Origin of the sequence: Amycolatopsis pittospori, assembly GCF_013870525.1 — a bacterium.
Lineage (GTDB): Bacteria > Actinomycetota > Actinomycetes > Mycobacteriales > Pseudonocardiaceae > Amycolatopsis > Amycolatopsis pittospori.
The window spans coordinates 56,391-76,153 of the sequence record NZ_JACBXD010000021.1 but is presented as its reverse complement, the minus strand read 5'-3'; the positions used below and the strand labels follow the sequence as shown (position 1 = coordinate 76,153).

At 69.2% G+C, this 19,763-nt stretch carries 20 protein-coding genes; 6 read left to right on the top strand and 14 right to left on the bottom strand.

Annotation, left to right across the window (positions count from 1 at the left end):
• Nucleotides 1-40: 40 nt before the first annotated feature.
• Nucleotides 41-790 (bottom strand): hypothetical protein, encoded by a 750-nt coding sequence (locus H5J31_RS14690; RefSeq protein ID WP_181773109.1) that lies wholly within the window; start codon nt 788-790, stop codon nt 41-43.
• Nucleotides 787-1,296 (bottom strand): SigE family RNA polymerase sigma factor, encoded by a 510-nt coding sequence (locus H5J31_RS14685; RefSeq protein ID WP_181773108.1) that lies wholly within the window; start codon nt 1,294-1,296, stop codon nt 787-789. The genes H5J31_RS14690 and H5J31_RS14685 overlap by 4 nt, the downstream gene beginning before the upstream one ends.
• Before the next feature lie 113 nt (nt 1,297-1,409).
• Between H5J31_RS14685 and H5J31_RS14680 the strand changes: the two genes are divergently transcribed.
• Nucleotides 1,410-2,030: a hypothetical protein gene (locus tag H5J31_RS14680; protein WP_181773107.1), complete on the top strand. Its 621-nt coding sequence runs from the start codon at nt 1,410-1,412 to the stop codon at nt 2,028-2,030.
• A gap of 54 nt (nt 2,031-2,084) precedes the next feature.
• Here the strand turns inward: H5J31_RS14680 and H5J31_RS14675 are convergent, their stop codons facing one another.
• The 3 genes from H5J31_RS14675 to H5J31_RS14665 form a co-directional block, all read right to left on the bottom strand.
• A complete protein-coding gene (locus H5J31_RS14675; protein ID WP_181773106.1) occupies nt 2,085-2,684 on the bottom strand; it encodes a copper resistance CopC family protein in 600 nt (199 codons plus the stop codon).
• Between the two features lie 113 nt (nt 2,685-2,797).
• Nucleotides 2,798-4,108, bottom strand: a complete 1,311-nt coding sequence (locus H5J31_RS14670; RefSeq protein ID WP_181773105.1) for a hypothetical protein — start codon at nt 4,106-4,108, stop codon at nt 2,798-2,800.
• A gap of 112 nt (nt 4,109-4,220) precedes the next feature.
• Nucleotides 4,221-4,787: a Uma2 family endonuclease gene (locus tag H5J31_RS14665; protein WP_181773104.1), complete on the bottom strand. Its 567-nt coding sequence runs from the start codon at nt 4,785-4,787 to the stop codon at nt 4,221-4,223.
• 139 nt (nt 4,788-4,926) lie between these two features.
• On the opposite strand from H5J31_RS14665, the gene H5J31_RS14660 reads away from it, so the two are divergent.
• Nucleotides 4,927-5,514 (top strand): hypothetical protein, encoded by a 588-nt coding sequence (locus tag H5J31_RS14660; protein ID WP_181773103.1) that lies wholly within the window; start codon nt 4,927-4,929, stop codon nt 5,512-5,514.
• Here H5J31_RS14660 and H5J31_RS14655 read toward each other — a convergent pair whose 3' ends face one another.
• From H5J31_RS14655 to H5J31_RS14640, 4 genes are read right to left on the bottom strand one after another with little or no spacing between them, the layout of a single operon-like run.
• The gene (locus H5J31_RS14655) at nt 5,515-6,141 is read right to left on the bottom strand and encodes an acyltransferase (protein ID WP_181773102.1); all 627 of its coding nucleotides are present in this window, start codon (nt 6,139-6,141) and stop codon (nt 5,515-5,517) included.
• Nucleotides 6,128-7,324, bottom strand: coding sequence for a glycosyltransferase family 4 protein (locus H5J31_RS14650; protein ID WP_181773101.1), 1,197 nt, complete (start codon nt 7,322-7,324; stop codon nt 6,128-6,130). The genes H5J31_RS14655 and H5J31_RS14650 overlap by 14 nt, the downstream gene beginning before the upstream one ends.
• 26 nt (nt 7,325-7,350) lie before the next feature.
• Nucleotides 7,351-8,283: an NAD-dependent epimerase/dehydratase family protein gene (locus H5J31_RS14645; protein WP_181773100.1), complete on the bottom strand. Its 933-nt coding sequence runs from the start codon at nt 8,281-8,283 to the stop codon at nt 7,351-7,353.
• Between the two features lie 7 nt (nt 8,284-8,290).
• Nucleotides 8,291-9,421, bottom strand: a complete 1,131-nt coding sequence (locus tag H5J31_RS14640; protein ID WP_181773099.1) for a DegT/DnrJ/EryC1/StrS family aminotransferase — start codon at nt 9,419-9,421, stop codon at nt 8,291-8,293.
• A gap of 109 nt (nt 9,422-9,530) precedes the next feature.
• Here H5J31_RS14640 and H5J31_RS14635 point away from each other — a divergent pair, with 109 nt between their 5' ends.
• Complete coding sequence (locus H5J31_RS14635) at nt 9,531-12,659, top strand: BTAD domain-containing putative transcriptional regulator (protein WP_181773098.1); 3,129 nt, start codon at nt 9,531-9,533, stop codon at nt 12,657-12,659.
• On the opposite strand, the gene H5J31_RS14630 is transcribed toward H5J31_RS14635, so the two are convergent.
• A complete protein-coding gene (locus H5J31_RS14630) occupies nt 12,629-13,336 on the bottom strand; it encodes a hypothetical protein (RefSeq protein ID WP_181773097.1) in 708 nt (235 codons plus the stop codon). The two genes, H5J31_RS14635 and H5J31_RS14630, sit on opposite strands and share 31 nt — an antisense overlap.
• The gene (locus H5J31_RS14625; RefSeq protein ID WP_181773096.1) at nt 13,333-13,530 is read right to left on the bottom strand and encodes a hypothetical protein; all 198 of its coding nucleotides are present in this window, start codon (nt 13,528-13,530) and stop codon (nt 13,333-13,335) included. The genes H5J31_RS14630 and H5J31_RS14625 overlap by 4 nt, the downstream gene beginning before the upstream one ends.
• A 140-nt stretch (nt 13,531-13,670) precedes the next feature.
• Here H5J31_RS14625 and H5J31_RS14620 point away from each other — a divergent pair, with 140 nt between their 5' ends.
• Together H5J31_RS14620 and H5J31_RS14615 are read left to right on the top strand one after the other, a co-directional pair.
• Entirely contained in the window at nt 13,671-14,768 is a 1,098-nt protein-coding gene (locus H5J31_RS14620; protein WP_181773095.1) for a C45 family autoproteolytic acyltransferase/hydolase, read from the top strand.
• Nucleotides 14,765-16,321, top strand: coding sequence for an MFS transporter (locus tag H5J31_RS14615; protein WP_181773094.1), 1,557 nt, complete (start codon nt 14,765-14,767; stop codon nt 16,319-16,321). The genes H5J31_RS14620 and H5J31_RS14615 overlap by 4 nt, the downstream gene beginning before the upstream one ends.
• A gap of 57 nt (nt 16,322-16,378) precedes the next feature.
• Here H5J31_RS14615 and H5J31_RS14610 read toward each other — a convergent pair whose 3' ends face one another.
• Together H5J31_RS14610 and H5J31_RS14605 are read right to left on the bottom strand one after the other, a co-directional pair.
• A complete protein-coding gene (locus H5J31_RS14610; protein ID WP_181773093.1) occupies nt 16,379-16,870 on the bottom strand; it encodes a nuclear transport factor 2 family protein in 492 nt (163 codons plus the stop codon).
• Nucleotides 16,867-17,478 (bottom strand): TetR/AcrR family transcriptional regulator, encoded by a 612-nt coding sequence (locus H5J31_RS14605; protein ID WP_236005072.1) that lies wholly within the window; start codon nt 17,476-17,478, stop codon nt 16,867-16,869. The genes H5J31_RS14610 and H5J31_RS14605 overlap by 4 nt, the downstream gene beginning before the upstream one ends.
• Before the next feature lie 65 nt (nt 17,479-17,543).
• Here H5J31_RS14605 and lhgO point away from each other — a divergent pair, with 65 nt between their 5' ends.
• A complete protein-coding gene (gene lhgO / locus H5J31_RS14600; protein ID WP_181773092.1) occupies nt 17,544-18,728 on the top strand; it encodes an L-2-hydroxyglutarate oxidase in 1,185 nt (394 codons plus the stop codon).
• On the opposite strand, the gene H5J31_RS14595 is transcribed toward lhgO, so the two are convergent.
• Nucleotides 18,725-19,717, bottom strand: coding sequence for a DUF3558 family protein (locus H5J31_RS14595; RefSeq protein WP_181773091.1), 993 nt, complete (start codon nt 19,715-19,717; stop codon nt 18,725-18,727). The two genes, lhgO and H5J31_RS14595, sit on opposite strands and share 4 nt — an antisense overlap.
• Nucleotides 19,718-19,763: the final 46 nt, after the last annotated feature.

The following is a 19,763-nucleotide window of genomic DNA, read 5'->3' as shown; positions in this document are numbered from 1 at the left end:
ACTTGCACACGCAAGGACCGCATCCAGAGGACTAAACGCGCTATTTGGTGAGGCGCTGGCCCTTGGCGTCGTAGGCGACGAGCGGGGTCAGGACGTCCGAGGACTCCACTTGGGCCTGGTCGAACCAGAAGATCACGACCGACGGGTCCACACTCCAAGGGACGGCCTTCGCCTCGACCGGCTTGCCGCGGACGGTGCTGGTGATCCGCACCGCCGGACCGGCGAAGTAGCCGAAAACCGGGATGAAGGTGTTCTGGACCCGCTCGCCCCCGTCGGTGGCGTGGAAGCCGAACGACCGGTCCGAGCCCTTGTACTCGTTGGTGGCCAGTAGCCCGTCGTAGGTGCCGTCGGCGTTGCGGTAGCCGACCTTCAGGCCGAACTCGACGCCCGGCTGCGTCGGCTGGTCGATCGCGAACGCGTAGAGCACCATCTCCCGGTCGCCGTCACCCTTGACGCCCAGGGGGATCACGTCGCCCAGCGGCGCCAGCTCCGAGTACGGCGGTGCGGTGGCGACCGGGGCGGGCGGGACCGGTGACGCCGTCGAGGACGACGGCGCGCTCGCGGCGGGCGGGAGGACCTCGGGCTGCCGCGCGGGCTCCCGCAGCGCGACCGCGCCGACGATGACCAGCACCGTCACCACGGTGGCGGCGACACCGCCCGCTCCGGTCGTCAGACGGCGACGCCGCCGGATGCGCCTGCCCTTGGCCATGATCGCGCCGATGTCGGGCGCCGAGAACTCCTCGGCAGGCTCTTCGCGCAGTGCCGAGCGCAGTGTCTCGATGTCGGTCATCGTCCCAGTCCGCCGATCAGTTCCGTTCCGTCCTCCGCGGTGATCCGCAGTTTGGTCAGGGCGCGGGAGTTGGTGCTCTTCACGGTGCCCACGGAGACACCCAGCTCGCCCGCCACGTCGGACTCCTTCAGATCGAAGAAGTGCCTGAGCACGACGACGGCCCGCTCCCGGTCTGTGAGCGTACGCAACGCGTCAAGCAGCCATTTCCGCTGGACAACGGCCCCGGCGACGTCCAAGCCGCTCGGTCGCTCGGGGATCTCCTCGGTCGCGTTCTCGCGGATCGGGCGCCGCCAGCCGTCGATGATGTGGTTCACCAGGACCTGCCGCGCGTAGGCGTAGGCGTCCTTCCGGCGCACCCGCGACCAGGCCGCGTACGTCTTGGCGAGCGCCGTCTGCGCGGCGTCCTCAGCCTGATGCCGGTCGCTGGTCAGCAGGTAGGCGGCATGCTGCAGACGGGTCGACGAGTTCCGGACGAACTCGACGAACTCGTCATCGCCGCGAGCCACCTTGATTCCCACATTTCTTCGACGGTTGGCCGGTCGAAAGGTTGCCTCAACCTTTTCGACCACTTCCACGTAGAGATCTCCGAATGATCTTCGACCACTGGGAGGCACTGCAAATGAAATCACCCGGGAAGCGGACGCTGCTGGTCGGCGGCGGGCTCACGGCCGCCGGGCTCGCGGTCGCGCTGTCGAGCACACTGACCGCCGGTGCGACCCCCGCTCCTGCCCCTGTACCCGCCCCGGCCGCGCAGGTCGTGGCGGCCGCCGCTCCGGCGCGGTCGGCCGAGGAGCCGGACAACACGCCGTGGGGCGACATCATCGGCACCGGCGTCCAGAGCGGCGCCGGTGAACTGGTGTTCTACGGCGTCAAGGTCGACGTCGAGCAGCTTCCGGAGACGACGTTCGGGATCACGGCGGGGCACCGGTCGGCGAACGGCAAGGTGAACGCGGCCATCACGACCAACGAGTTCCAGGGCTCCGACAAGTCGCCCGGCTTCCACGCGGTGTCCGGTGGGCTGAACGGCGTCCCGTCCTTCGGGTACTACGCCGGTCCGGCCGCGAAGATCACCGCGAAGGTGAACGGCAAGGCCGTCACCGCGCACCAGGCCGCGTGGAGCGTGGACCCGAACATCGTCGTGTTCTGGTTCGACTCGGACGCCGACCCGCTCCACCTGGCCGCCTTCGACGCCTCCGGCAAGAAGCTGCCCAAGGGCAACACCGACGTCGGCCACGGCTGACGGTCCGTGAAGGCCTCCTTCCCGACTTTCAGGGTTGGGAAGGAGGCCTTCACGTCAGGATTCGTCGCCCGGGCCGGACTTGCGGCGCGTGAAGCGGAGCGCCACGACGACTCCGGCGAGGACCACGGCGACCGCCAGCACGATCCACACCCAGGTCGGCAGCAGGCCTTCGGGCGTGGCCTCGTCGGCCTGCGGGGCAGGCGTGGCGCTGGTCGCCGGTTGCTGCGAAGCGGACGCCGCGCTGCTGGAGGACGCCGGCGGCGCACTCGAAGCCGGCGGTGCCACGGGAGCGCTGAGGTTGAACTTCACCGTTCCGCTGGACTCGTGCGAATCCGCGAAGGTCACCTTGTAGCGCAGGGTGTACTCACCCACGGGCCCGACGGCCTGGACCGGCGCGGTGACGACGGTGCCCGCGACCTCGGCGCGTCCGACGGTCCACTTCGCGTTCTCGGGCCCGGTGATCTGGATCGGGTCCGCGGCGAGAGTGACCGGGCCGGAAAAGGTCAGCTTGACCTGTGTCGGCGGCGTCGCCAGCGAAGCACCCTTCGCGGGGTCGCTGCTCTTCAACTCCGAGTGGGCCATGGCCGGGGTCGCGGCACCCACCAGCGCCAACCCGGAGACCAGCAGCGACGCACCGAACCGCTTGAACCTCATCTGGACATACCCTCCACTATCGCCTGGCACGACAGTAGTCGGTCACCCGCGCCTCGCGGTTCCCCTCAGGACGAAGGCGGAACTCTTCGGGCTGGACAAGTCCCGCACGACAATCAGTAACCCCCGTCCGGTAGCTGGCCGAAGTAGTCGTCGTTCAGGTCGGTCTCCAGCCCCGTGCTGCCGCCGACCGGCCCGGTCAGCCCGCCTTTGGTCTTGATCCGGCGCTTGCCGTCCTCACCACGTTCGACGCCCACCCCGTACTGCCCACCGATCCCCGCCGAGATCTCGGGCTTGGCCTTGACCAGCAGCGGCCCCAGCGGCACCTCCATCTCCGGCCCGGTGACCTTCGCGCCGAGCAAGGCTTCGAGGTCGATCTGCGGGCCCTCCTTGGTGATGGTCAGCTCCAGCTTGCCGTCGATGCCGAACGAGTACTCCCCCTGGATCAGGCCGTCCAAGGCACTCCATTTCCCCTTGTCCGCGTAGGCATATCCCCCGACGGAGAAGACCCGTCCCTTCCGGTTCGGCCCCTCCGCTTCGAAGTCCGCGCCGGGCCCGGTCGATTCCACTTTCAGCAGGCGGCCGATGGCCTCCTGGATGGGCTTGGTGATACGGGACGCGTAGTCCCACACCAGCTCACAGCCGTCGTTGTCCTGCTTGCAGCCTGGACTGATCCAGTTGTCGTCGTCGCCCCAGGGGGTGCCGCCATCGCCGCCCGCCGGTGCCTTCAGACTCGCCAGGCGTGTGGTGGGCACCGAGTTCGCGGGGACGGAACGAGCTCGGACGTTCGAGCGCCGCTCCGCCTTGGAAGGCTTCTTGCCCCGCTTCTCGGCCTTGTCTTCGTCGCGGTCTTCGCGGGAGTGCTCGGACTTTCGGTCCTTGGCCTTTTCTCGGCGATCCTTTTTGGACTCTCGATCGTCGTCATCGTCACGGTCATCCTTTTTGGACTTCCGGCCGTCGTCACCGTCGCCGTGGTTCTTCTCGCGGTCGTCCCGCTCGTCGGTGGCGCGTTCCTTCTTGGACTTGTGGTCCTTCTCGTCGTGATCGTCGTTGTCACGGGGCTGGGCCGACTGTTTCTTCGGTACGGCCTTCTGCGGCTTGGTCTGCTTCGGCGCGGCCTTCTTGGGCTCGGCCTGCTTCAGCTGCTTACCCTTCTCCTGCAGGCTGCCCTTCTCCGGCGGCTTGATGATCTGCGGAATGCGCTGCTTCGTCGATGGCGCGAGGCCGAGCGGACGGTCCCCCGTCTGCCCCTTGTCGCCGCCGCCCCCGCCACCGCATCCCGCCGTACTCGCCTTGCACGCGTCAGCACCGGGGCTCTCTTTCGCGTTCGCGACGGCCGCGCCCGTCAACCCGAAGAAGACGGCGAACGCCGCGCCGGTGGTCACCTGCCCGAGAACGCGCGGCACGCTGGAAACCCTGCTCGTCATCCGACCGCCCTCGTCCGTGGCCGCGGAGAGACCACGACCTGGACGATCACCGTGCGCCAGAGGGGTTCAGTGCCGGTTCATCGGCGGTACAACGCCGATCGAACGGCTGTGATCAGGGACGCCGGGTGGTGAGCGCGTCGAGATCGAAGGTGAGCGCCGAGCCCTCGAATTCGAGGTCGATCTTGCCGGTGTGCTCGCCGAAGTTCTCGTACTCGCCATCCACCAAGCGGTAGGTGATCATGCTGACGGGAGCATCGAGGTCGACGATCCAATAGTGCTCGATGCCGACTTCGGCGTACTCGGAGAACTTGGTGACCCGGTCGGTGCGGACGGTCCCTTCGGACAGGACTTCGATCACGAGCCGCGCGTCCTCGGCAGACGCCCTCGCGGGGTTCTCGTCGGCCACCAGCGCGGAGGTCACCAGCACATCGGGCACGCGGACTGTCAAAGGAGCGAGGGTGACGACCATTTCGGCCTCGCCCATCGCGCTCAAGTCCGGGGACGTCTGTTCGTCGAGCCAGTACGTCAGGCGATTGACCGCACGCTGGTGAAAGTACAACGGACGCGGCGACACGAGGAGGGCCCCTTCAACGACTTCGACCCGATGCTCCGGGGTTTCCGGCAGACCGGCCCAGTCGTCGAGGGTCAGGAGGCGGTGAGGCCATTGCACGACACTCATCGAACTCCTCCTTCGCCCGTGATCACCAGACCATCTTCCCATGGTTTCCTCGAAACGGTATCACTACACACCGTAGTGAATGGGGTGCGCCGCAGAGTTGCCGCTACGCAAGTTTTCCCAGGTCAGGTAGATTATCGCCATGAGAAGAACCTGGGGGTTCCTGGCTGTCGGCCTGCTCTTTTCGGTCACCGCCTGCACTGTCACGATCACGGTTCCCGCCCGCTCGCCGGAGCCGGCCCCGTACGAGACCACCCTTCCCTCGACCCCGCTGCCCGCCTCACCGGCCGTGGTCCTCGACGCGTGCCCGTTCCTCGCGGTCGACGAGCTCGCCTGGATCACCGGCCTGTCCACCGAGATCAGGCCGCTCGAACAGGAAGCACACGTGGACGGGCCCCAGGAAGACCGGTACGGCTGCCTCTACGAAAACTCCGCTCAATCGTCCGCTCTCGCGCCGCATCTGCAGATCGTGGTTCCGCCGAAGGGCGGTGCCACCGTCATCGCGGTCGTGGACGACACGGCGAAGGCCGGCTGCCGCGAACCGATCACCGCCATCGCCGGGGTCGGAGACAAGGCGGTCTACTGCGAGTCGGCCAAGGACCCGGCCAAGGTGATCGTGACCGTCGGCAAGCTCAGTCATGGAGAGGCCCGGCTCGCCGTCCTCGACATCGTCAAGATACGGCCCGACGCCTATGAAACGGTCGCGAAACTGCTCGCCGAACGCCTCTAGCTACTCCGTGAAGTCACCCGCGGGTGCGCCCCAAGATCCAGGGGCGTCCCCGCGCTCTTCCGCCAAAGCACGCCGGCGCGCGTTCTCGCCGCGCACACGCTCCACTTCGGACTGGATGTACTCGTCGTCGTAGCGCTGGAAGACACGCGCGGGGTTGCCCGCCACCAGGGTGCGCGGCGGGACGTCCTTGGCCACCACGGAATTCGGCTGCACGGTGGCGAAATCGCCGATCGTCACGCCCGCCATGATCACCACGAGGCCGCCGATGAAGCAGCCTTTGCCGATCTTCACCGGTTTGCGTTCGATGAGGTCGCTGCCGGAATGGTTCTGCAGCGTCATGTTCGCGAGCCAGCTGGAATGCGTGAAGATCAGCGTGTTCAGGCCGATGCTGGTGTGCTCGCCGATCTCCAGCCCGCCGCTCGCGTCGAGCGCGGCGCCTTCGCCGATCCAGCAGTGTTCGCCGATCGTCAGGTTCTCCGGGCTGATGATCTTGACGCGTTCGCGGACCCTCGTCGACTCGGGCAGTCCGTAGAAACGAGCGCGCTCGGCGTCGTTCATGTACTGCGAGACGAGTTCCGTCAGGATCTGCGGGCGCAGGCGGTTGCTGCGCTCGTCATCGAAGAACATCGGCCTCGGTCACCAGTTTCTCGAAGGTGCGCAGGTGTTCCTCGGCGACGACGTCGAGGCCGAAGTTGGCCCGGACCATCGCGCTTTCCCGCTGTGCCACCGAAGCCCGCTTCTGGGGGTCGTCCAGCAGCTCGATGACGGTGTTCGCGACGGCTTCACTGTCGTCCGGACGCACCAGCAGGATGTTCTCGCCGTTGCGCAGTTCGATCCCGGGGTAGTTGTCCTCGGTGACCGACGCGATGGTGGCGGTGCCCGAGAGCATCGCCTCCAGCGACGCGGTGCCGCAGCCGCCGTTGAGGTCGTGGGTGACGATGTCGGCAGCGGCGAAGTACGCGGGGACGTCGGCCTTCGGCACGGCGCCGGTGACGATGATGGCGTCGGCGACGCCGAGTTCTTCGGCCCGCTTCAGGAAGACGTCGTGGTACACGCGGCCGACGACGACCACCTTCACGTCGGGGTGCTTGTCCAAAATGGACGGAAGCGCCTCGACCAGCGGGAGCCGGTTGCGCAGCGGGATCACATGCCCGAGCGAGACGATCACCGGACCGTCGCCCAGGTCGTGTTCCGCGCGGACGTCCTTCGTCAAAGGCTTGTCGAAGTTCCCGGTGTCGACGGCGATCGGGAAGTAGTCCGAGTTGTCGTCGCTGGTGCCGTAGCGCTCGACGCAGTAGTCGACCCCGAGCTTGTCGAGGATGACGTACCGCGGCTTGAGATACCGCAGGATCGGGTTCACCAGCACGGTGTCCAGGAGCCGGAAGACCCCGCCGTACAGCTTGTTGTCGCTGATCAGCAGGGTGTGGATGGTCAGCAGCATCGGCAGCTTCCGCCGCCGCGCGTACAGGCCGGCCAGCCACGACAGGTCGAAGAACTGCCCGTGGAGATGGATCGCGTCCGGCTTGAACTCGTCCAGCAGTTTCCACAGCCGCCGCCAGTTCCCCGGCCGCAACGAGGCGAAGCTCATGTCGAAGTCGATCGACAGGCCCAGCTGCGGCATCTTCACCGCGGGCAGGCGGACGACGCGGTAGCCGTCCTTCGTCTCGTCGGCCGGGGCGTCGGCGTAGGCCGCGGTGATCGCGAGCACCTCGTGCCCGCGCGCCGCGTACTGCTCGGCCAGGGACGCCGCCATGTGCGCGCTTCCGCCCACCCTCGGCGGGAAGAAGTTGTTGACGACAGCGATGCGCATGGGGCGGCTCTCCCCCGGCCCGGCGGTCATCCCTCCGAAGCCTTAACCAGTTCGTACATGCCCTCTTCCACGGAGATCTTCGGCTCCCAGCCGAGGACCTCGCGGGCGCGGGTGATGTCCGCCGCGCGACGGGAAACGAGCACGTCGCGCTCGTTGAACAGCGGCTCGACGTTGACGCCGACGGCGTCGATGAGGATCTTCGCCAGCGTCGCGATCGAGGTGTCGATCCCGGTGCCGATGTTGATCGGCACGTTCGCCTGATCCGACTCCAGCGCCGCGACGACGGCGCGGGCGAGGTCGGTGACGTGCACGAAGTCCATCGACTGGTCGCCGCGGCCGTCGATGACCGGCGGCTGGCCGGCGCGCAGGCGCTGGATGAAGTGGTTGATCACCGACGTGTAGTAGGCCTCGATCTTCTGGCCCGGGCCGTACACGTTGAAGAACCGCAGCGCGTTCCAGGACAGACCCTTGGTGCGCTCGTAGAAGCCGAGCATGTCCTCGCCGGCCCGCTTCGAGATGCAGTACGGCGTGAGCGGTTTGAGCTCGTCGTCCTCGTGCATCGGCAGCCGCTTCGGGTCGCCGTAGACGGACGCGGTCGACGCGAACACGATCCGCTCGACACCCTCGTCCGCCGCGGCGGCGAAGACGTTGTGGTTACCGACCATGTTGATGTCGATGGACTCGTGCGGGTCCGCGACCGACTTGTTGATCGACACGGTGGCGAAGTGGATCACGTGCGTGCAGCCGCGCATGGCTTCGCGCACGGCGCCGCCGTAGCGCACGTCCTTCTCGACGAGTTCGACCTTGCCGGTGGCGACGAACTCGTTCACCCTGGCGCGGTCGCCCCGCGTCATGTTGTCGAGGATGCGGACGGTGTAGCCGCCGTCGATCAGCATCGGGATGACGTGCGCGGCGATGAAACCGCCGCCCCCGGTGAAGAGGACCTTCTTGTCGGGCATTTCTCTCCTAGCTCGGCAGTGCGGCGCTGACGGTCTCGATGACCCGGTCGACCTGGGCCTCGGTGAGGTTGGCGTGCATCGGGATGGCGAGGTGACGGGCGAAGAGGTCCGCCGAAACCGGCAAGGTCTGCGTCTTGCCGTAGATGGGCTGGAGGTGCGAGGCGTAGGTGCCGAAGTTGCACTGCACGCCCTGCTCGCGGATCCGCAGCGCGAGCGCGTCGCGGTCGATCTCCGGGGCCGTGGTGAGGATGTAGGCCTGCCACGGGTGTTCGCGGTCCGGCAGTTCCACCGGGACATCCAGGCCGGGCAGGTTCTCGAAGGCCTCGTGGTAGCGCTTGGCCACCGAACGGCGGGCCGAGAGCAGATCCGGGAGCCGGTCCAGCTGGACGTTCATGATCGCGGCCTGCACGTCCGAAAGCCGGAAGTTGTAGCCCAGCTCGTGGAACTCCGGGATCGGCAGCGCGCCGGAACCCTCGCGGGTGATGGCGGGCTCGATGCCGTAGGTGTGCAGCTTGCGCGCGTGCGCGATGAGGTCTTCGCGGTCCGAGACCAGCGCGCCGCCTTCGCCCGCGGTGATGCCCTTGCGGCCGTGGAAGGAGAACGCGGCCAGGTCGGCGAGGCTGCCGGCCGGGCGGGTCTTGTAGGTCGCGCCCGCGGCGCAGGCGGCGTCTTCGAAGAGCCACAGGCCGTGCTTGTCGGCGATCGCGCGGTACTCGTCGAAGTCACCGGGCTGTCCGGCGACGTCGACGGCGAGGATGCCGACGGTGCGCGGGGTGATCAGGGCTTCGATCGACGCGGGGTCGGCGCTCCACACGTCCGGGCGAATGTCGGCGAACACCGGCGTCGCGCCCGCCTGGAGCACGGCGTGGCCGGTGGCGGGGAACGTGTAGTCGCCGACGATGACCTCGTCGCCCGGCTTCACACCGAGCACACGCAGCCCGAGGAAGAGTGCCGACCCACAGTTGCTGGTGGTCAGGGCGTGCGCGGTACCGACGGTCTTCGCGAAGCGTTCCTCGAAACGACGGCACGCGGGGCCGGCGCCGGCCAGCCAGCCGGACCGGAACACCTCCGCCACGGCGGCGAGTTCTTCGTCGCCGACGGTCGGCTGACCGAGGACCACAGGTTCCTGCGTAGACATACCTCTCCCATTGCGTGGGGACCGGCCGAAGTGTATAGACGCGATTCGACGGATCTCGGGCGGGCTGGATCCGCCCAGGTCAACGCGCGAACACCGATATGGTGCCCTCATGCGATTCGGCGTTCTGGGGGCGACGGAGGTGCGCCGTGAGGACGGCACCCTCGTCCCGGTCGGCGGGCCCAGGGTCCGGACGCTGTTCGCGTTGCTCGCGCTGGAGGCGGGCCGGATCGTCCCGGCCGAGCGGCTCATCGACGGCCTTTACGGCGAACAGGTCCCGGAAGGCGTGGCGAACGCGCTGCAATCGCAGGTCTCGCGGCTGCGCGGCGCGCTGAAGGATCTCGCGCCGGTCGAGTTCAGCCCAGCGGGTTACCGGCTGGCCGTGGATCGCGAAGACGTCGATGTACACCGCTTCGAGCGGCTCGCGGCCGAGGGCCGCCGCGCTCTCGCGTCGGGAGACGCCACGAAGGCGGCGGAGCTGCTTCGCGAGGCTCTCGGGCTCTGGCGAGGTCCGGCGTTCGCGGACATCACCGACGCGCCGTTCCGGGATCCGCAGGTCACCAGGCTCGACGAGCTGAAGACGTCCGCGATCGAGGACCTCGCCGAAGCCGGCCTCAAGCTGGGACGGCACGAAGACGTCCTCGCCGAGCTTCGCGAGGTCATCGCCGGCCAGCCGCTACGGGAACGGCCGCGCGCGCTGCTGATCCGCGCGCTGCACGCGGCGGGACGTCAGTCCGACGCCCTCACCGCGTTCGAGGACGCCCGCCGCGTCCTCGCCGACGAACTGGGTGCCGATCCGGGGCCGGAGCTCGCGGCGGCGCATCTGGCCGTGCTGCGCGGCGAGACGACGTCTCCGAGCACGCCGGTGAACCTCCCTGCGCAGCTGACCAGCTTCATCGGCCGCGAGGGCGACCTTCGGCATGTGCTCGGCGAGCTGGACCGCTCCCGACTGGTGACGCTGACCGGCCCCGGCGGGGCGGGCAAGACCCGGCTGGCCATCGAGGCCGCCGCCGAGGTGAGTCTCCCGGTGGTCTTCGTCGAACTCGCGCCCTACACCGAGGATTCCGACGTCGCCCAGGCCGTGCTGACCGCGCTCGGCCTGCGGACGGTCCCGCTCGGCGCGACCACCGCCCCGGTGGAGAACGCGCCGCTGGAGCGGCTGATCGACGCGCTGGCCGACAGGGCGGTGCTGCTGGTGCTCGACAACTGCGAGCATCTGGTCGACGCCGCCGCGAAGCTGGCCGCCCGGCTGCTCGCCGCGGCCGCGGCGCTGCGCGTGCTCACCACCAGCCGCGAACCGCTCGGCATCACCGGCGAAGTCGTCTCCCCCGTGCCGAGGCTGGCCGTTCCGCCGCCGGGGACGCCGCCCGCCCGATCGCTGGAGTTCGCCGCGGTGCGGCTGTTCTCCGACCGCGCGCGGGCCACCGACCCGGGATTCGCCGTCGACGACGCCACGGCGGGCGACGTCCAGCGCATCTGCGCCGCGCTCGACGGGCTGCCGCTGGCCATCGAACTGGCGGCGGCACGCGTGCGGACGCTGCCGGTCGGCGAGATCGCGACCCGGTTGGACGACCGCTTCGGCCTGCTTTCCCGCGGTAGCCGCGTCGCCGAGGCCCGGCACCGCACGCTGCGCGGTGTCGTCGAATGGAGCTGGGATCTGCTCGACGAGGACGAACGGCGGCTCGGCAGGCGGTTGACCGTGTTCGCGGGCGGGACGACCCTCGCCGACGCCGGCGAGGTCTGCGACATACCGGACGCCGGGGAGCTCCTTCCGTCCCTTGTGGACAGATCGCTGGTCGAACGGACCGGCGACCGGTACCGGATGCTCGAAACCATCCGCGCGTTCTTCGCCGAAAAACTCGCCGAAGCGGGCGAAGCAGACCGCTTGCGGCGCGCGCACGCCGAACACTTCCTGGAGCTCGCGGAGCGGGCCGACCCGCTCGTCCGCACCGGCGACCAGCTGATCTGGCTGGACCGCCTCGACGCCGCGTACGAAGACCTGCTGGCCGCGCTGCGCTGGGCGGCCGAGACCGACGCCCGGATCGCGCTGCGGCTTTCGTCGGCGCTGGTGACGTACTGGTGGATGCGCGGGCGCCGGTTCGAAGGGGCGACGCTGAGCCTGGAAGTGGTCAAACGGCTCGACACCCGGCCACCGGACGGGCTCGAAGAGGAATACCAGCTCTGCGTGCTCAACGCCGCTTCCGGACTACGCGGTCACGAAGCCCTCGCCCGGCACTACCCGGCCGTGGACGACCTCGTGCGGGAATTGGCCAAGGCGCCCCGGAACCCGGCACTGCTGCTGTTGATGGGGGTCGTGACCGGTCCGCCGGGTGACGACGACGCGCTCATCCTGCGCAGCCAGGCCCTGCTGGCGAACAGCGACGCGTGGAGTCTGGCGCTCGCGCCGACCGGTTACGGCCTCCGCGCGCTGATGCAGGGCGATCTCGAAACGGCCGAAGGCTTCCTGCGCGAGGGAGCGGACGCGTTCCGGGAACTCGGGGAACGGTGGGGGCTCTCGATGGCGCTCGATCATCTTTCGCAGGTTCTGACCTGGACCGACCGGCAGGCCGAAGCCCTCGAAACGATGAACGAAGCGCTACTGCTGATGCGGGAACTCGGTGCGTCCGACGACAACGCGGATCTGCTGTGCCGTCGCGGCGGCAGCAAGCTGCTCCACGGCGACGCGGCTGGTGCGCGGGCGGATTTCGAACTCGCCATCGAGATCGCGCGCCGCGCCGGGATGCCGGAAAGCCGGGCGACCGGCTACATCGGGCTCGCGTTCCTCGCCCGGCACGAGGGCGATCTGGGCACCGCCCGCGCGCTGAGCGAACACGCGCTCGCGGAATGCCCTGGCGGCTCGTTCGCGGCCGAAGGGGTCCGAGCCGGTGCGCAGATCTCGCTCGGCTGGGTCGCCGCCGCCGAGGGCCACGCCGACGAAGCCGAGGAACTGCACCGGCAGGCGCTGACGTCCGCGGATCAGTGGAACGACAGCACCACCGTGGCCTGCGCCGTCGAAGGCCTCGCCGGGGTCGCGCTGCTCCGGGACGACCCGGAGCGGGCGGCGGTCCTGATCGGTGCGGCGGTGACCGTGCGGGGCACCCCGTTCGCCGTCGATCTGGACGCCGCCCTGCTCCGCTCGAGCGTGCGGGAGCGGCTCGGGGACGGGTTCGACCGGGCCTACCGCAGGGGGCTCGGTCTGCGCGGTGCCGCTCAACTGGCGGGGTTGCCCAGCGAGTCGTGAGCGGACCGCGTCAGCTGGATCCCTCGCGGCGCGAACCGGCCGACGGCATCGACCAGCAGGCGCGGGTCGAGTTCGCTGTCCTGCACGGCGACGTACAGCGGCGCGGCGTTGACCGGGATCGCCCCCAGCCGGGTCATCCCGGGACCGACCGGGTCGGTGGTGAGACGGGTGACGTCGCGCCAGGGGACGACCGTCCGCTCGACCCGCACGCCCACCGCGTCCAGTTCGAAGAGCACCCACTGCTGGTCGTGCAGCGACCTCACGTAAGCGAGGGCGCCGCAGCAGACGGCGATCAGGACGATGCGCAGCGCACCGGGTGCCTCGATCGAACCGAGCACGGCGGCGATCGCGAAGAAGACCACCAGGATCCCGGTCAGCTTCGCGGCGCCGACGAGGCCCGCGTTGGGCTTGTGCACCCGGAAGCGCACGGTGCGCATCAGGTGTTTGGTGAGCGCCCCGCCACCGATGGCGGCGGCCAGCGCGATCATCGTCACCACCAGCGACCCCGGGGAGAAGTCCACGAGGGCGTTGTAGCCGGCGATGAGGGCCACGAAGCCGCCCGCCACGGTCAGCATCAGCGCGCCCTTGCCCTTGCGGATGTCCCGTTCGCGCTGTTCGAGCGCGGCCTGGTCGGGAGCGGCCGGGAAGGCGCCGTAGCCGCCGTCGATGTTCCTCATCGGGCATCACGCCGCTCACGCTGGCGGCGGTCGAGGACGTAGAGGACGCCGCCGGCGATGGCGCTCAGCGCGGCGTAGCCCAGGTCTTCGAGGCCGTCCTCGGGGTAGCCGGTGGAGAACTCGACCATCCCCAAAGCGATGAAGAGAACGCAGAACACGCCCCCGGCGATCATGTACACCTTGTTGCCGATCATGGTTTCCCTCGCTCGTCGTTGCTGTGTGAAGTGACTTTCGCGCGGGGCACATGACAATCCGATGACAGCGCTGCCAGGACGGTCAGGACGGTCAGCCGTTGGTGCGTGCGTCGTCAGCGCTCGCGGACAGGCTCCCCGCCATGACCTACATCGCGGGATCTCCCGAAGACTTCCTCGCCGTGCGGCATCTGACGCTGCGCGGCTCGCAGGCCGAGATCGGCCACGCGCTCGCCGCCGAAACACGGGCGCGTTCCGACTGGTCGCCGCCGTCGATCGATCCGATCGTGGCCAGGGCGCGGCGCACCTGGTTCGACCGGAACTGGCCTCAGTACGCCGAGCGCACGGCCGGTTTCGCGCAGGCGTACGGACTCCCGTACGACGCGGCGGTCGCCTTCGACAACGCCTCGGCGCTGCCCGCCGGATCCGGTTGTTCGGCGTTGTGGAACGGCAGCACCCTCGGCCGGAACTACGACTTCTTCACGCTGAGCTGGTCGCAGCTCGGCGCGGTGATGGCGGGGGCGGAACCGGTCGACGACGGCACGGTTCCGATGGCGTCGCGGCCTTACGTGCTGACCACGATCCCCGACGACGGCATCGCCTCGACGTCGCTCACGATGTCCACAGTGGACGGTGCGATGGAGGGGGTCAACGAGGCCGGGCTCGTCGTCGCGTTGCTGATGGCCGACATCGAAGCGGCTTCGCCGCTGGAGGACGACCCCGGTCCGCAGGCGGGGCTCTCCGTACCGCAGGTGTGCCGCTACCTGCTCGACAAATGCGAGAACGTCGAGGAGGCCAAGGAGGCGCTGATGCTCGCCAAGCAGTACTCGCACGGCGCGCCCTGCCATTACATCGTCGCCGACGCCTCCGGCCGCGGTTTCGTCTACGAGCGCGGCGCGCACGACATCGAGTACTTCGTCGAGGTCGCCGACGGGCCGTTGTGCGTCACGAACCACCCGCTGCACCGGTATCCGGACATCGACGCGCTGCCCGAGGACACGCCGGAGACCATGCTCACCTACCAGCGGCTGCGCACCATCACCAAGGAAGCGGGCACCGGACCGCGCGAGGCGCTCGACGCGGTGTCCGTCGCGATCGAGCCGGGCGCGCCGTGGCGGACGTTGTGGCGCAGCGTCTTCGACCCGGCGGCGCGCACCATGAGCACGCGGTTCTACCTCGGTGACGCCGAGGACGGGACGGCGCGGCACTCGCCCGAACTCACCTTCGGCGTTTCGAGGTGAACATCGGCAGAGGACGCAAGGCCGGCACGCTCGTGGTCTGCGTCCTGGCCCAGCTGCTGATCGCGATCGACCTGACGGTGCTGCATCTGGTGCTGCCGACGCTGTCCGAACAGATGCATCCGTCGACCACGGAAATGCTGTGGATCGCCGACGCCTACGGGTTCGCGCTCGCCGGGCTGCTGATCACGATGGGCAACATCGGCGACCGCGTCGGGCGGAAGAAACTGCTGCTGATCGGAGCGGCCCTGTTCGGCGTCGCGTCGGTGATCACGGCGTACGCGCCGACGGCGGAACTCCTGATCGCCGCCCGCGCGCTGCTCGGGATCGCCGCCGCGACCCTGATGCCGTCGACGTTGTCGATCATCCGGAACGTGTTCACCGGTAAGGAACGTGCGGCGGCGATCGGGATTTCGGGCGGGCTGACGATCCTCGGCTTCGGACTCGGGCCGCTCGTCGGCGGTGTCCTGCTCGACCATTTCTGGTGGGGCTCGGTGTTCCTGGTGAACGTGCCGGTGGTGATCGCGATGGTGATCGCGGGCGCGCTGATCCTGCCCGAGTCGAAGAATCCGGCGCCCGGCCGGATCGACGTGCCCAGTGTGCTGCTCTCCGTCGTCGGCATGGTCGGGATCGTTTACACGATCAAGGAGGTCGCGTACAAGGGCTGGGCCCATGGGGACATCGCCGTCGCGGCGGTGCTCGGACTCGGCTGTCTGCTGGCGTTCCTCCTGCGCCAGCCGCGGCTCGCCGAACCGCTGATGGACCTGAAACTGTTCACGCAGCGGGCGTTCTCGGCGACCGTCGGCACGACGATCGTGGCGATGTTCGCGCAGCTCGCGGTGTCCGTGCTGTTCGCGCAGTATCTGCAACTGGTGGCGGGCTGGTCGCCGCTGAAATCCGGCCTCGCCGGACTGCCCGGGATGGGGGGCGCGATCCTCGGCGGTGTGCTGGCGCCGCTGGGGATCAAGGTGTTCGGCCGGGCGGTCACGATCGCGCTGGGATGCGGACTGTCGGCCACCGGCTTCGCGCTGTACTCGGGTATCGGCGTGACGATCGTGTACACGGACCTGTTGTTCGCGATGATCGTCTTCGGTGTCGGGCTGGCGCTGATCCTCGCCGTCGCGACGGACACAGTGCTCGGCGTGGTCCCGAAGGCCCGCGCGGGCGCGGCGTCGGCGATCTCCGAAACGGCGACCGAACTCGGCGGGGCGCTGGGGATCGCGGTTCTCGGCAGCGTGCTCGGCGCGCTGTACCGGAGCGAACTCGTCGTCCCGGACGGCGTCCCGCCCGAAGCCGCCGGAACGATCGCGGACACGCTCGGCGGCGCGGTCCAGGTCGCGGCCCAGTTGCCGCCCGCGCAGGGTGCGGTGGTGCTGGACAGCGCGAAACTGGCGTTCGTCGACGGGCTTCAGCTGACGATGCTGTGCTCGGCGGGGCTGATGGCGGTGCTGGCGATCAGTGCGCTGTTCACGCTGCGAGGGGTGCCGAAGATTCTTGAGGACCCCGAAAGAGACACAGCCGACTCCGCCGCTTCGCCTGCCTCCGCGCCGGTGTGAAGTGCACGAAGGCCCCCATCCTTGCGCCTAGGTACAGGATGGGGGCCTTCACTTACTTCAGAGGCGGGGCCCGGCGAGCGGGACGGCGTGTTTGTCGCCGGACCGCACCATGGCCAGCAGGGGTTTCGCGGCGACGGCCAGGAGCCGGGCCGCGAAGGTGCGGCCGTTGCGACGGGCGATATCCGGGCCGAAGGCGTCCATCAGCGCGACGAGTCCGGGAAGCGGCCGCACGAAGAGCGTCGCTTCGGCGATGAGCCCGTCTTCGTTGAGCTTCAGCACCGTCGCCTCTTCGATCTCTTCGCCGCCGATGCGCGCGGTGTAGACGACGACGCGCGTCGAGTCGTCACCGGTGTCGGTGTGGAACCGGACGTCGCGCAGATGCGAGTAGGCCACTTCCAGCAGCGGCCCGAGTTCCGCGTGCCCGGTGAACCGGACCCGGCTGGTCAGCGGCGAATGGACGACGGCGTCCGGCGCGAAGGCGCTCAGCGCGAGTTCGACGTCGCGCGTCTCGGCGGCGCGGCGGTAGCGCTCGGTGGTCGGCATACTCATAAGTCCTCCTGGATCAGGTTCCCCAGACCGCGCCACAGCAGATCCGTCGTGAGCGCGACGACCTGCTCTCGCGGGATGTCACGGTTGCTCCACCACCAGGTGGCGATGGCGTTCAGCGCGCTTTTCGCGGCTTCGGCGAGGGCTTCGTTCGCGCGTTCGCGCGGCAGGTCCGCGGTCAGCTTCAGACCGGGGACCTGCGCGAAAACGCCGGTCAGCTGCCCGGTGGCCCTGGCCTGACCGCGCCGGTGGACTTCGGCGACGTCGGGATCCGACGGCGTCTCGGCGAAGATCATCCGCCAGCCGCGTTCGTTCGTCTCCATCCAGGCGAAGATCGCGGCGACCCGGGCACGCAGCAGCTCCTCGGCGGTGTCCGACGGCGGCAGCGCGTCCCAGCCGGCCAGCAGACTGTCCACTTCGGACTCAAGCAGCCCGGCGTACAGCCGCGCCTTGGACGGGAAGTGGTCGTAGAGGACAGGCGTGCTGATCCCGGCCGCCGTCGCGACCTCGCGCATCCCGGCCCCGTCGTACCCGGAGGCGGCGAACACCCCCGCGGCCGCGGCCAGGATCCGCTCCCGGCGTTCGTCTCGGCTCAGCCTCTTACCTGACATCGGTCAGGTACGCTACCACCTAACCTGACGACTGTCAGGTAGCGCTCCGGGTAACCTGGTCGATCGTGCGCACTGTCGTGGTAATCGGGGGCGGGATCGTCGGTCTCGCCGTGGCCTGGGAGCTGACCAAACGAGGCCTGGACGTCACGGTGCTCGAAAAGGAGGACCGCTGGGCGGCCCATCAGACCGGGCACAACTCGAACGTCGTGCACGCGGGGCTCTACTACAAGCCGGGATCCTTCAAGGCCAGGATGTCCACCGCGGGCAACCGGTCCATTGTGGACTTCGCACGGCAGTACGGGGTGCCGGTGGAGGTCTGCGGCAAACTCGTCGTCGCCACCTCCGAAGCCGAACTCCCCGCGCTGAGGGTGCTCGCCGAGCGGGCCGAAGCGAACGGCGTCCCGGCGAAGCTGATCACCCCGAGCGAAGCCCGCGAGTACGAACCCGAGGTCTCCTGCGTCGCCGCGCTGCGCGTTGAATCCACCGGCATCATCGACTTCCCCGCGGTCTGCACCGCACTGGTGCGCCTGCTCGACGAATCCGACGCCGACCTCCGCCTGAACGCGCCGGCACTGGGGATCCGCGCGGCCCGCGACGGCGGCGTCGAGGTGGCGACCGGCGACGACGTCGTCCAGGCGGACGCCCTCGTCAACTGCGCGGGCCTGCACGCGGACCGCGTCGCCCGGCTCGCCGGGCTCACCCCGAGCGCGCGGATCGTGCCGTTCCGCGGCGAGTACTACGAACTGAAACCCGAACGCCGCCATCTGGTGCGCGGCCTGATCTACCCGGTCCCGGACGCGTCGCTGCCGTTCCTCGGCGTGCACCTGACCCGCATGCTCGACGGCAGCGTGCACGCCGGCCCCAACGCGGTGCTCGCGCTGCGCCGTGAGGGCTACACCTGGCGTGACGTCTCCGCGAAGGACCTCGCCGAGGTCGCCCGGTTCCCCGGCGTCTGGCGGCTCGCGCGCAAGTACGCGTACCCGACCGGGCTCGACGAGGTCCGCCGCTCGTTCTCCCGCCGCCGTTTCGCCGAGAGCCTCGCCCGGCTCGTCCCCGCCGTCACCGAGGACGACATCGTGCGGCACGGCTCCGGCGTCCGGGCACAGGCGCTGCGCCCGGACGGCGCGCTCGTCGACGACTTCCTGATCGAAACCGCGCGAAACCAGGTGCACGTCCTCAACGCGCCCTCACCGGCGGCGACCAGCGCGCTGGAGATCGCCAAGTACATCGCCGACGAGGTGTCCGCCTAGGCGGCGGGCGCGTTCGCGGTCACGAGCGGCATCACGGCCTGAGGGATCTCGCAGGCCTTCGCCTTGTCGGTGAGGTCACCGGTGTCGAGCTTGATCGCCGAGGTCGGGGTGACCGGGTAGAGCGCGACGCAGAGAGGGCTGTCCGGAGCCGAGTAGACGATCCACTTCTTGCCGTTCACCATCTGCTCGGCGGGAGTGCCGTCGAGGCCTGGAACGTCCTCGGTCTTGGTCGCCGTGTAGACCCAGAGGTCGAGTGCCTTCTTGCCGTCCTCGCCGTCGGTGTCGTCCCACTGGCAGCCGTTCTTCGGGTCGTTGGACGAACCGTTCATCGGCCGGGCGGCGGCGAGTTTGAACTGGGCGGCCTGGTCGGGCTTCAGCAGCGTGCACGGGTCGACACTCACCAGCGGCCCGGACGGCTCGATCGGCTTCTGGCCCGGGGGCGCGGTGATCTGCGGATCCTGCTGCCCGCCGGGCAGATGCGAGGCGACCGCGGGGAGCGCGGCCTTCGCCAGGTCGCACGCCTTGCTGTCGTCGTCGCCCGGGGCGTCGCTGGAGACCTCGATGAACGTCTTCGCGTCGAGTTCGGTGGACAGCGAGCAGTAACTCGGGCCGAGGACGGTCGCGTACCGCGTCCAGGTGAACCCGCCGACGCCGAACTTCTCGCCCGGCAGAGCACCGGCGTAGTAGTCCTCCGCCGACAGGTCCTTGCTCTGCGAGACCTCCAGCGCGACACCGGCCGGCGCGTCCTCCAGTTCCTGGAACCGGCAGACCCCGGGGATCTTCTGCTGGGGCTTCGCCGGACGCTCCTTGCCCGGGAAGGTGACGCCGAGGGCGTCCGCCTGCTGCTGCGACAGCAATTTGCACGGCTCGGCCTTCGTGATCACCGGTCCCTGTCCGGGCACCGGCGCCGCCGAACCGCCGATCGTCGACGTGCAGCCGCCGAGCACCAGCGCCGCCAGCCCGATCGCGAGCGAATTCCGAAACCGCATGCGTCCCCTCCTCATCGGCTCGCACACTACTTGTGCGCGGCCGCCG

Coding starts and splice junctions, on each gene's coding strand:
- H5J31_RS14690 (WP_181773109.1), bottom strand. CDS start 790: ATGACCGACATCGAGACACTGCGCTCGGCACTGCGCGAAGAGCCTGCC.
- H5J31_RS14630 (WP_181773097.1), bottom strand. CDS start 13,336: ATGAGGAACATCGACGGCGGCTACGGCGCCTTCCCGGCCGCTCCCGAC.
- H5J31_RS14655 (WP_181773102.1), bottom strand. CDS start 6,141: ATGTTCTTCGATGACGAGCGCAGCAACCGCCTGCGCCCGCAGATCCTG.
- H5J31_RS14640 (WP_181773099.1), bottom strand. CDS start 9,421: ATGTCTACGCAGGAACCTGTGGTCCTCGGTCAGCCGACCGTCGGCGAC.
- H5J31_RS14595 (WP_181773091.1), bottom strand. CDS start 19,717: ATGCGGTTTCGGAATTCGCTCGCGATCGGGCTGGCGGCGCTGGTGCTC.
- H5J31_RS14645 (WP_181773100.1), bottom strand. CDS start 8,283: ATGCCCGACAAGAAGGTCCTCTTCACCGGGGGCGGCGGTTTCATCGCC.
- H5J31_RS14670 (WP_181773105.1), bottom strand. CDS start 4,108: ATGACGAGCAGGGTTTCCAGCGTGCCGCGCGTTCTCGGGCAGGTGACC.
- H5J31_RS14620 (WP_181773095.1), top strand. CDS start 13,671: ATGACCTACATCGCGGGATCTCCCGAAGACTTCCTCGCCGTGCGGCAT.
- H5J31_RS14680 (WP_181773107.1), top strand. CDS start 1,410: ATGAAATCACCCGGGAAGCGGACGCTGCTGGTCGGCGGCGGGCTCACG.
- H5J31_RS14660 (WP_181773103.1), top strand. CDS start 4,927: ATGAGAAGAACCTGGGGGTTCCTGGCTGTCGGCCTGCTCTTTTCGGTC.
- H5J31_RS14635 (WP_181773098.1), top strand. CDS start 9,531: ATGCGATTCGGCGTTCTGGGGGCGACGGAGGTGCGCCGTGAGGACGGC.
- H5J31_RS14610 (WP_181773093.1), bottom strand. CDS start 16,870: ATGAGTATGCCGACCACCGAGCGCTACCGCCGCGCCGCCGAGACGCGC.
- H5J31_RS14650 (WP_181773101.1), bottom strand. CDS start 7,324: ATGCGCATCGCTGTCGTCAACAACTTCTTCCCGCCGAGGGTGGGCGGA.
- H5J31_RS14605 (WP_236005072.1), bottom strand. CDS start 17,478: ATGTCAGGTAAGAGGCTGAGCCGAGACGAACGCCGGGAGCGGATCCTG.
- H5J31_RS14625 (WP_181773096.1), bottom strand. CDS start 13,530: ATGATCGGCAACAAGGTGTACATGATCGCCGGGGGCGTGTTCTGCGTT.
- H5J31_RS14675 (WP_181773106.1), bottom strand. CDS start 2,684: ATGAGGTTCAAGCGGTTCGGTGCGTCGCTGCTGGTCTCCGGGTTGGCG.
- H5J31_RS14665 (WP_181773104.1), bottom strand. CDS start 4,787: ATGAGTGTCGTGCAATGGCCTCACCGCCTCCTGACCCTCGACGACTGG.